The organism is Paractinoplanes ovalisporus (assembly GCF_016834655.1).
Taxonomy (GTDB): domain Bacteria; phylum Actinomycetota; class Actinomycetes; order Mycobacteriales; family Micromonosporaceae; genus Actinoplanes; species Actinoplanes ovalisporus.
Genome location: NZ_JAENHP010000011.1, coordinates 133,691 through 145,842, shown reverse-complemented (window position 1 = coordinate 145,842; position 12,152 = coordinate 133,691). Strand labels below are relative to the sequence as shown.

Annotated in this window: 2 protein-coding genes (1 of these 2 cut by a window edge); both read left to right on the top strand. The window is 73.3% G+C overall.

What is annotated here, in order from left to right:
• Positions 1–11,103: the end of a type I polyketide synthase gene (locus tag JIG36_RS29410; RefSeq protein WP_203379652.1), read on the top strand. 17,880 nt of this gene lie to the left of the window's left edge; only the last 11,103 of its 28,983 coding nucleotides appear in the window; the start codon falls outside the window, past its left edge; the stop codon is at positions 11,101–11,103.
• A complete protein-coding gene (locus JIG36_RS29405) occupies positions 11,100–12,152 on the top strand; it encodes a DegT/DnrJ/EryC1/StrS family aminotransferase (RefSeq protein WP_203379651.1) in 1,053 nt (350 codons plus the stop codon). The genes JIG36_RS29410 and JIG36_RS29405 overlap by 4 nt, the downstream gene beginning before the upstream one ends.

Sequence of the window (12,152 nt, the reverse complement as noted above, 5' to 3'; positions counted from 1 at the left end):
GAGAATCCGGGCCGGTTCACGCTGGTCGACACGGCCGAGCCCGGCGGGCCGGTCGTCGTGACGGACGAGCCCGAGGCGGCCGTCCGCGACGGCGAGCTCTGGGTGCCGCGCCTGCGCCGCACGGCCGAGACGGTCACGCCGGTCGAGTTCGACGGAACGGTTCTGGTCACCGGCGGAACGGGCGGAATCGGCGCCGCCGTCGCCCGCCACCTGGCGACCCGGCCGGGCGTACGGGAACTGGTTCTGACGTCCCGTCGTGGGCTGGACGCGCCCGGTGCCGCCGAACTCGCCGAAGAGCTCGGCGCCCGCGTGGTGGCCTGCGATGTCGCCGACCGGGCGGCCGTGGCCGACCTGCTGGCCGGGATCGACGACCTCACCGCGGTCGTGCACGCGGCCGGCGTCGGCGACAACGGGTTGCTCGACACGATGACACCCGAACGGTTCGACACCGTGCTCGCGCCCAAGGCGGACGCGGCCTGGCACCTGCACGAGCTGACCGCCGGCCGTGACCTGGCGGCGTTCGTCCTGTTCTCGTCGGCGGGCGGCCTCGTTCTCCCCGCCGGACAGGCCGGATACGCGGCGGCCAACGTGTTCCTCGACGGCCTCGCCGCCCACCGCCGGTTCCGCGGCCTGCCCGCCACCTCGATCGCGTTCTCGCTCTGGGACGTCGACGGCGGCCTCGGGCAGTACATCGGCGACGCCGACCGCACCCGCATGGCCTCGCAGGGCCTCCCGCCGGTCCCGGCCGCCGAGGGCCTGGCCATGTTCGCCGCCGCCCTCGGCTCACCCCGGCCCACGGTCGTCACCGTCAAGGTGGACACCGCCGCGCTCCGGGCCCGCACCGACACGATCCCGGCCCTGCTGCGCGGTCTCGCCCCGGCCGTCCGGCGGGCGGCCGCGGCCGTGGCCGAGGGCTCGCTCACCCGCATGCTCACCGGCCTGGCCGGCGCCGAACGGTCGCGCGCCCTGCTGCAGCTGGTCCGCACCGAGGTCGCCGCCGTGCTCAGCCACTCCGGTCCCGAGGCGGTCGAACCGGCCCGGCCCTTCCAGGAACTGGGCTTCGACTCGCTGGCCGCGATCGAGCTGCGCAACCGGCTCAACACCGCCACCGGGCTCACGCTGCCCGCCACCATCGTCTTCGACCACCCGAGCTCGCAGGCCCTCGCCGCCTTCCTGGGGGGACTGGTCGAGGGGCCGGCTCCGGTCGAGGCGGCCCCGGTCCGGATCGAGGCGTCCGACGAACCGATCGCCATCATCGGCATGGCCTGCCGTTACCCGGGCGGCATCGGCTCGCCCGAGGACCTGTGGCGACTTGTCATGGAGGAGACCGACGCCACCGGTGACCTGCCGGCCGACCGCGGCTGGGACACCGACCTCTACGACCCCCGGCCCGGCACCGACGGCAAGAGCTACACCCGCCGCGGCAGCTTCCTCTACGACGCGGCCGATTTCGACCCCACCCTGTTCGGCGTCGCACCCCGCGAAGCCCTCTTCATGGACCCGCAGCAGCGCCTGCTGCTCGAAGCCTCGTGGGAGGTGATGGAGCGCTCCGGCATCGACCCGGCCTCGTTGCGGGGCACCGACACCGGTGTCTTCGCGGGCGTCATGTACCACGACTACGCCCTCAACACCTCGCCGTCGGGCACCTCGGGCGGCAGCGTCGTGTCCGGTCGTGTCTCCTACACGTTCGGTTTCGAGGGCCCGGCCGTCACCGTCGACACCGCCTGCTCGTCCTCGCTGGTCGCCCTGCACCTGGCCGCCCAGGCGTTGCGCAGCGGCGAATGCTCCCTGGCCCTGGCCGGCGGCTCGACCGTGATGGCGACACCCGGCATGCTCATCGAGTTCAGCCGCCAGCGTGGGCTCGCCCCCGACGGCCGCTGCAAGGCGTTCGGCGCCGGCGCGGACGGCGTGGGCTGGTCCGAGGGCGTGGGCGTGCTGCTCGTCGAGAAGCTGTCCGACGCCCGCCGCAACGGCCACGAGGTCCTGGCCGTCATCCGCAGCACCGCGGTCAACCAGGACGGCGCCTCCAACGGCTTCACCGCCCCCAACGGCGCCTCCCAGCAGCGCCTGATCCGTCAGGCGCTCGGCACCGCCGGCCTGCGGCCCTCCGATGTGGACGTCGTCGAGGCGCACGGCACCGGCACCACGCTCGGCGACCCGATCGAGGCGCAGGCGCTGCTGGCCGCCTATGGGCAGGACCGCGAGACCCCGCTGCTGCTCGGCTCGATCAAGTCGAACATCGGCCACTCGCAGGCCGCGGCCGGTGTCGCCGGTGTCATCAAGATGGTGATGGCGATGCGGCACGGCACCGTTCCCCGCACGTTGCACGCCGACGAGCCCTCGCCGCACGTCGACTGGACCGCCGGATCGGTCGAACTCGCCTCCCGCGCTACCGCCTGGCCCGCGGTCAACCGCCCGCGCCGGGCCGGTGTGTCCTCGTTCGGCATCAGCGGCACCAACGCCCACGTGATCGTCGAGCAGGCCGACGAGCCGGTGGCCGCCGCGCCGTCGGCGGCGCCCGCCGAGGGCATCCTCCCCATGCTGCTGTCGGCCGCCACCCCCGAGGCCCTGCACGCCCAGGCCGCCCGCTTGGCGGCGCTGGCCGACGACCGCAACCCGCTCGACGTGGCCTGGTCGCTCGCCGCCACCCGCTCGGCCCTCGAACACCGCGCGGTCGTGCTCGGCGGCGACCTGCGCGACCTGGCCGCGGGGCGCCCGTCGGCCACGATCGTCACCGGCCGGGCCCGCGCCGGCGGCGCCACCGCCTTCCTCTTCACCGGCCAGGGCTCGCAGCACGCCGGGATGGGCCGCGAGCTGTACGACCGTTTCCCGGTGTTCGCCGACGCCTACGACGAGGTCGCGGCCGAGCTGGACCTCTACCTGGACCTGCCGCTGGGCGAGGGTGACCTGGACCAGACCGGCAACGCCCAGCCCGCCATCTTCGCCCTCGAGGTGGCCCTGTTCCGTCTCGCCGAGAGCTTCGGCCTCCGCCCCGACTACCTCGCCGGCCACTCCATCGGTGAGATCGCCGCCGCCCACGTGGCCGGAGTCCTTTCCCTCGAGGACGCGTGCGTGCTGGTCGCCACGCGGGCCCGCCTGATGCAGGACCTCCCGGCCGGTGGCGCGATGGTGGCGATCCAGGCCGCCGAGGACGAGATCGACCTGACCCCGAACACGAGCATCGCGGCCGTCAACGGCCCTCGTGCGGTGGTCGTCTCGGGCGCCGAGGACGAGGTCGAAGCGATCGCGGCCCGGTTCGAGAAGACCAAGCGGCTCACGGTCTCGCACGCGTTCCACTCGGTGCTGATGGACCCGATGCTGGACGACTTCCGCGACGCCATCGAAAATCTGACCTTCCACGAGCCGCAGATCCCGATCGTCGCGTCCGGTGACGTCACCGAACCCTCGTACTGGGTGAACCACGTGCGGGACACCGTCCGCTTCGCCGCTACCGCCGCCACGCTGCGGGCCCGCGGCGTCACCCATTTTCTCGAACTGGGCCCCGACGCGGTGCTGTCCGGCCTGGTCGAGGATGGCGTGCCGGTGCTGCGCCGCGACCGCGACGAGGAACTGACCTTCCTCAGCGCCCTGGCCCGCCTGCACGTCAGCGGCGCCGAGGTGAACTGGGCGCCGCTGCTGACCGGGGGCCGCCGGATCGACCTTCCCACGTACGCCTTCCAGCACCAGCGCTTCTGGCTCGAAGCGACCACCGGCGCCGACCTGACCGCGGCCGGTCTCGCCGCGGTCGACCACCCGCTGCTCGGCGCCGTGCTGCGAGCCCCCGACGGCGGCGCGGTCTTCACCGGCCGGGTCTCCCTGAACGCCCAGCCCTGGATCGCCGACCACACCGTGCTCGACCGCGTCCTGGTGCCAGGCGCCGCGCTGGTCGAGATGGCCCTGCGCGCCGGCGAAGAGGTCGGCGGCACCGCCGTCGAGGAACTGGCCCTGGCCGCGCCGCTGGTGCTGACCGGCGACGACAACCTCCGCCTCCAGCTCACCGTCGACGCCCCCGGCCCGGACGGCCGCAGCCGCTTCGGCATCCACTCCAGCCCGGACGGCAACGTCTGGACCCAGCACGCGGGCGGCGTCCTGACCCGCGACCACAACGGACCGGTCTTCGACCTCGCGGCCTGGCCGCCGCCCGGCGCCGAACCGGTCGACACCGATCAGGCCTACGAGACCATGACCGGGCGGGGCTTCGCCTACGGGCCGGTCTTCCAAGGTCTGCGGGCGGCCTGGCGCGACGGCGACGTGCTCTACGGCGAGGTACGCCTGCCCGAAACCGCCGACGGCAACGGGTTCCTGGTGCACCCGGCCCTGCTCGACGCGGCCATGCACCCCGCCATCCTGGTCGGCGACGGTGACCGCGCCGTCATCCCGTTCGCCTGGAACGACGTGCGCCTGGCCGCTTCCGGCGCCACCGATGTGCGGGTGCGGGTCACCCGCCTGGACACGACCACGATGCGCATCGAGGTCGCCGACACCACCGGCCGGCCCGTTCTCGCCGTCGGCGCCATGACCGGCCGCCCGGTCTCCGAGCAGCAGTTGCGCACCACCGAACCGCTCTACGCCGTCACCTGGCGGCCGCTGACCGTCACCGCCGAGGGGTCCGGGGATGCGGTCGTGTACGCCTGTGAGACGCCCGCCGGTGAAGTTCCCGCCGCAGCACGGGAGCTGACCCACCGGGTGCTGGCCGTGGTGCAGGAGGCGCTGGCCGGCGACCGCCGTCTGATCGTCGTCACCCGCCGGGCCGTCGCCACCTCGGACGGCGACCCGGTCGACGTGGCCCAGTCCCCGATCTGGGGCCTGGTGCGGGCGGCCCAGGCCGAGAACCCCGGCCGTGTCACCGTGGTTGATGTCGACACCGACGCGCCGGAAGGGATCCTGGCCGCCATCGCCGCCTCAGGTGAACCGGAAGCCGCGATCCGCGACGGCGCGGTCCTCGTGCCCCGCTTCGCGGCCGTCACCGAGCCGGGAACCCCGGTCGAGTTCGACCCGGACGGCACGGTGCTCATCACCGGCGGCACCGGCGGCCTCGGTGCGGTCATCGCCCGCTACCTCGTGCGGGAACGCAACGTCCGCGAGGTGGTCCTCACCAGCCGCCGCGGCCTCGACGCCCCCGGAGCCGCCGAGCTGGCCGCCGTCCCGGGCATCCGCGTGGTTGCCTGCGACGTCACGGACCGCGCCGCCCTGGCCGGGTTGCTCGACGGCATCGGCACCCTCACCGGAGTCGTGCACGCCGCCGGCACCGGCGACAACGGCCTGATCGGCACGATGACCCCCGACCGGTTCGACGCCGTGCTGGCCCCCAAGGCCGACGCCGCCTGGCACCTGCACGAGCTGACCGCCGGCCGCGACCTGGCCGCGTTCGTCATGCTCTCCTCGGCCGGCGGCCAGATCCTCGCCGCCGGGCAGGCCAACTACGCCGCGGCCAACGTCTTCCTCGACGGCCTGGCCGCCCACCGCCGTTCGCTCGGCCGGCCCGCCACGGCCATGGCGTTCTCGCTGTGGGACGTCGGCGCCGGCCTTGGCGACTACCTGACCGACGTCGACCGCACCCGCATGGCGACCCAGGGCGTCCCGCCCGTCCCGGCCGCCGACGGCCTCGCGCTGTTCGCCACCGCCCTCGATTCCGGCCTTCCCGCCGTCGCCCCGATCCGCGTCGACCGGGCGGCCCTGCGGTCACGTACCGACGAGCTCCCGGCCCTGCTGCGTGGTCTGGCCCCGGCCGCGCGCCGGTCCGTGGCGGCCACCCCCACGGTCGCGATCGACGAGGCTGGGCTTCTCGACCTCGTCCGGGCTCAGGTCGCCGCCGTGCTGGGCCACCCGAACGCGGACGCGATCGAACCGGACCGCGCGTTCAGCGAGATGGGCTTCGACTCGCTGGCCGGCGTCGAGCTGCGCAACCAGCTCAACGAGGCGACCGGGCTCAAACTCCCGGCCACGCTGGTCTTCGACTACCCGAACTCGCTCGTGCTGGCCGCCTTCCTGGGCCAGGAACTGTTCGGCGGAGTGGCCTCCGAGGTCGTGGACGAGGTCGTGCCGCTGGTCAGCACGGCCGACGACCCGATCGTCATCGTCGGCATGGCCTGCCGCTACCCGGGCGGCGTCGACTCGCCGGAAGCGTTGTGGCGGCTGGTCGCGGGCGGTGGCGACGCCATCTCGGCCTTCCCGGTCAACCGGGGCTGGGATGTCGACGGTCTCTACCACCCCGACCCCGACCACCCGGGTACCTCGTACGCCCGCGAGGGTGGCTTCCTGCACGACGCCCCCGAGTTCGACCCGGCCTTCTTCGGCATGTCCCCGCGGGAAGCCCTGGAGACCGACTCCCAGCAACGTCTGCTGCTGCAGACCACCTGGGAGGCGATCGAGCGGGCCGGCATCGACCCGGCGAGCCTGCGCGGCAGCCGTACGGGCGTGTTCGCCGGTCTCATGTACAACGACTACTCGGCGCTGCTCGAGGGCGCGCAGCTCGGCGGCGGCCAGATCACCGGCACCTCGCCCAGCGTCGCCTCGGGCCGGGTCTCCTACACGTTCGGCTTCGAGGGCCCGGCCGTCACCGTCGACACCGCCTGCTCATCCTCACTGGTCGCCATGCACTGGGCCATGCAGGCGCTGCGCGACGGCGAGTGCACCCTGGCCGTGGCCGGCGGCGTCACCGTCATGTCGTCGCCGAGCGCGCTCATCGGCTTCTCCCGGCAGCGCGGTCTCGCCCCCGACGGCCGGTCCAAGGCGTTCTCGGACGCCGCCGACGGCGTGGGCTGGAGTGAGGGCGCCGGCCTGGTCGTGCTGGAGCGCCGGTCCGACGCGATCCGCAACGGGCACACGATTCTTGCGGTCGTACGGGGTTCGGCCGTCAACCAGGACGGCGCCTCCAACGGCCTCACCGCCCCGAACGGCCCGTCCCAGCAGCGGGTCATCCGCCAGGCCCTGGCCGGCGCGGGGTTGCGGACCTCCGACGTGGACGCGGTCGAGGCCCACGGCACCGGCACCACCCTCGGCGACCCGATCGAGGCGCAGGCGCTGCTGGCCACCTACGGCCAGGACCGGGACCACCCGCTGCTGGTCGGCTCGGTCAAGTCGAACATCGGCCACGCCCAGGCCGCGGCCGGTGTCGGCGGTGTCATCAAGATGGTGATGGCGATGCGGCACGGCGTGCTGCCACAGACCTTGCACGTCGACCGGCCCTCGACCCACGTCGACTGGACCGCCGGGGCCGTGGAACTGCTCACCGAGCAGCAGCCGTGGCCCGAGACCGGCCGGGCCCGCCGGGCCGCCGTCTCGTCGTTCGGCATCAGCGGAACGAACGTCCACCTTCTGCTGGAGGGCGCCGCGACTGAACTGGCGCCGCCGGAGACGGCCGATGAGACTCCGGTTGTCCCGTGGGTGGTGTCGGCGCGTTCGGCCGCCGCGCTGGACGGCCAGATCACCCGCCTGACCGAGGTGAACGAACGCCCGGTCGACATCGGCTTCTCGTTGCTGACCACGCGGAGCCGCTTCCCGCACCGCGCCGTGCTGCTGTCGACCCCCGACGGCGTACGCGAGGTGGCCCGGGGCACGGCCGCCGCCGGCTCGCTGGCCTTCCTGTTCACCGGGCAGGGCTCGCAGCGGGCCGGGATGGGTCGCGAGCTGTACGCCCGGTTCCCCGCCTTCGCGGCGGCCTATGACGAGGTCGCGGCCGAGCTGGACCCGTATCTGGACCTGGCGCTGGGTGATCCGACGGCCGATCTCGATCAGACTGGCAACGCCCAGCCCGCCATCTTCGCCCTTGAGGTGGCTCTGTTCCGACTGGCCGAATCGTTCGGACTCAGGCCCGATCGCTTGGCTGGGCACTCGATCGGTGAGATCGCCGCAGCTCACGTCGCGGGAGTTCTGTCGCTGCCGGACGCGTGCGCGCTCATCGCGGCCCGGGCCCGCCTGATGCAGGCCCTGCCGACCGGCGGCGCGATGGTGGCGATCCAGGCCGCCGAGGACGAGATCGAGCTGACCCCGAACGTGAGCATCGCGGCCGTCAACGGCCCGGAGGCGGTCGTCATCTCGGGCGCCGAGGACGAGGTCCTGGCCATCGCGGCCCGCTTCGAGAAGACCAAGCGGCTCACGGTGAGCCACGCGTTCCACTCGGTGCTGATGGACCCGATGCTGGACGACTTCCTCGACGTGGTCGCCGGCCTGACGTTCCACCAGCCACAGATCCCGATCGTCACCTCCGGTGACGTGACCGACCCGTCGTACTGGGTCATGCATGTTCGGGACACCGTGCGGTTCGCCGACAACATTGCGCGGCTGGAAGGTTCCAGGTTCCTCGAGATCGGCCCGGACGCGGTCCTGTCGGCGATGGTCGACAACGGTGTGCCGATGCTGCGCCGCGACCGTGACGAGGAGCTGACCGTCCTGACCGCCCTGGCCCGCCTGCACGTCCAGGGCACCGAGGTCGACTGGACGCCGCTGACCGCCGGCGGCCGTAAGGTCGACCTGCCCACCTATGCGTTCGAGCGGCAGAGCTTCTGGCCGGTGGCCGTGCACCGGGCCGGCGACGCCACCGGGCTGGGCCTGGCCGACGCCGCCCACCCGCTGCTGGGCGCCCTGCTCGACACCCCGGACGGGGTGCTGGTCGCCACCGGCCGCCTGGCCCTGTCCACACACCCGTGGCTGGCCGACCACCGTGTGATGGGCCGCGTCCTGCTGCCCGGCACGGCCCTGGTCGAGATGGCCGTGCGGGCCGGGGACGAGGCGGGCTGCGACCGTATCGAGGAACTGACCCTGGCCGCCCCGCTGATGCTGCCCGACACCGGTGCCGTGCGGGTGCAGGTGGTGCTGGGCGCGGCCGACGAGAACGGCGGCCGGACGATCGGCATCCACTCCCGGCCCGAGGGCGCGGCCGACATCCCGTGGACCCAGCACGCCACCGGCCGGCTCACCGGCGGGGGAGAGGCCCTGGAGTTCGACACCACGGCCTGGCCGCCGGCCGGTGCCGAGCCCGTTGCGCTCGACGGCGGTTACGAGCGACTGGCCGAGGCCGGATTCGAGTACGGGCCGGTGTTCCGGGGCCTGCGCGCCGCCTGGCGTTCCGGGGAGGACATCTTCGCCGAGGTGGCGCTGGACGACGACGCCACCGGCCGCTACGGCCTGCACCCGGCCCTGCTCGACGCCGTGCTGCACGCCTGGATGCTGGCCGGGGATGAAGATGGCGGCGGTGGCCTGCCGTTCTCGTGGAACGGGGTCACGCTGCACGCCGGCGGGGCGAGCGCGGTGCGGGTCCGGCTGCGGCCACAGGGCGAGTCGATGAGCATCGCGGTGGCCGATCCCGCGGGCCGTCCGGTGGCGTCCATCGCGTCGCTGGCCGTGCGGGCCGTGGCACCCGACCAGTTCGCCCCGGCCGAGCGCGATTCGCTGTTCCAGCTCACCTGGGTTCCGGCGACGGCCGGCGAGCGGGTCACCGCGGCGACCGTGCACGGCGACGACCCGTACGGGATGGGAACGCTCTTCGAAGCCGGCGGCGACGTCGTCCTGGCGCCGATCGACGGCATCGGTGACACGCATGCCGCCACGGCCCACGCGCTGGGGCTGCTGCAGCAGGAAAGGCACGACGGCGAACGCCTCGTCTTCGTCACGCGCGGCGCCACCACCGGCGACGACCTCGCGGCGGCGGCCGTCTGGGGCCTGGTCCGCTCGGCCCAGTCCGAGAACCCGGGCCGCTTCGCGCTGGTCGACCTGCTCGACGGTGACGCCACGCAGCTGCCCGCCGCGCTGGCCTTGGACGAGCCGCAACTGCTGCTGCGCGACGGCAAGGTGTTCGCCGCCCGCCTGGCCCGTGCGGAACGGCCCGAGGCGCCGGAGCTGCCCGAGGGCACCTACCTGGTCACCGGTGGCACCGGCGGTCTCGGCCGTACCCTGGCCCGGCACCTGGTCGAGCGGGGAATCCGCGACCTGCTTCTGCTCAGCCGCCGCGGCGGTGCCGAGGATCTGGTCGCCGAGCTGGCCGGGCGCGGCGCCCGGGTCAGCGTCGAGGCCTGCGATGTGGCCGACCGTGACGCCTTGGCCGCTGTCCTCGACGGACGCGACATCACCGGTGTCATCCACGCCGCCGGTGTGCTGGACGACGGCGTCACCTCCTCGCTGACCCCCGAGCGGCTGTCGGCCGTGCTGGCGCCCAAGGCCGACGCCGCCCGGCACCTGGACGAGCTGCTGCCCGACGCCAAGGTGTTCGTTCTCTTCTCGTCGGCCGCCGGCACGTTCGGCAACGCCGGTCAGGGCAACTATGCGGCGGCCAACGCCGTGCTGGACGCCCTCGCCGCCCGCCGCCGCGCAACCGGCCGGGCCGCCGTCTCGATGGCCTGGGGCACCTGGAACCAGCCGGGCATGCTCACCGAGAAGGACATGGTCCGCCTGGCCCGCTCGGGCATGCCGCCGCTGGAGGTCGAGCCGGGCCTGGCGCTGTTCGACGCGGCGATCGGCGCCGAAGCGGCCACGGTTCTGCCGCTGCAACTCGACTTGGCCGTGCTGGGGGCCGCGCCGAGTGTGCCGCCGCTGCTGCGCGGGCTCGTGCGCAGCCGGACCCGTCGCGACGCCGCCGCCCCGGAGCGGGTGGACGGCCTGATCGAGCGGCTGACCGCGCTGGGCGAGGCGGAACGGACCGAGGTGCTGATCGACCTGGTGCGGGGACAGGTGGCGGCCGTGCTCGACCACGCCGGTCCCGAGACGGTCGAGCCCGACCTCGCCTTCAAGGAGCTCGGATTCGACTCGCTGACCGCGGTCGAGCTGCGCAACCGGCTCGGCGCCGCCACCGGTCTGCAGCTCAGCGCGACGGTGGTGTTCGACTACCCGACCGCCACCGAACTGGGCCGGCACCTGCTGGACCGGCTCGAGCTCGGCGCCCCCGACGTCGCCGGCACGCTGCTGGCCGAACTCGACCGCCTGGAACAGGCGCTGGCCGCGGCGACCGTCGACGAGCAGGTCTTCCGTACGGTGGCGGGCCGGCTCGAGGTGTTGCGCAGCCGCTGGGCCGAGACCAAGTCGGCGGGTGACCGGGACGAGGTCGACCTCGACGCGGCCACCGACGAGGACATGTTCGCAATGCTCGATGAGGAACTGGGGAACCGATGACGTACACGTACCAGGTGTCGAAGCCGTTTCTCGCCGAACGGGAGCTGGAATACGTCAGCGAGGCCGTGCGCACCGGCTGGATCTCGTCGCAGGGCCCGCTCGTGCCCCGCTTCGAGGAGGCGTTCGCGGCCTTCCACGGCAGCGCCCACGGGGTGGCCTGCTCCTCGGGCACGGCCGCGCTCACGCTGGCGCTGCGGGCCCTGAACATCGGCCCGGGCGACGAGGTGCTCGTCCCCGAGTTCACGATGATCGCCACCGCGTGGGCGGTCACCTACACGGGCGCGACACCGGTTTTTGTCGACTGCGGCGACGACCTGAACATCGACGTCCGCCGGATCGAGGAGAAGATCACGCCGCGGACCCGGGCCGTCGTGCCGGTGCACATCTATGGCCGGCGCTGCGACATGGACGAGATCCGGCAGATCGGCTACGAGTACAACCTGCACGTCGTGGAGGACTCGGCCGAGGCCCACGGAGTGCCGCCGACCGGTGACATCGCCTGCTTCTCGCTGTTCGCCAACAAGATCATCACTTCGGGCGAGGGCGGCATCTGCCTCACCGACAACCCGCGGCTGGCCGAGCAGATGGCGCACCTGCGGGCCATGGCGTTCAGCAAGGAGCACAACTTCCTGCACCGCAAGGTCGCCTACAACTTCCGGATGACCAACATGCAGGCCGGGGTCGCCCTGGCCCAGACCGAGAACCTGGGCGAGATCCTGGCCCGGCGCGCGAAGATCGAGGCGTACTACGACGCCGGCCTGTCCGGAGTGGACGGCATCACGCTGATGCCGAAGCGGGACGTGCTCTGGATGTACGACCTGCTGGCCGACCGCCGCGAGGAGCTGCGCGAGTTCCTGGCCGGCGCGGGCATCGAGACCCGGCTGTTCTTCAAGCCGATGAGCCGCCAGCCGATGTACCTCGACCAGGTCTGGCCCACGCTGAACGCGCACCGGTTCGCCGAGCGGGGGCTTTATCTGCCCACGTACACCGGGATGACCGAGGCGGACCAGGACGTCATCATCGCCAAGGTCCGCGAGTTCTACGCCTGA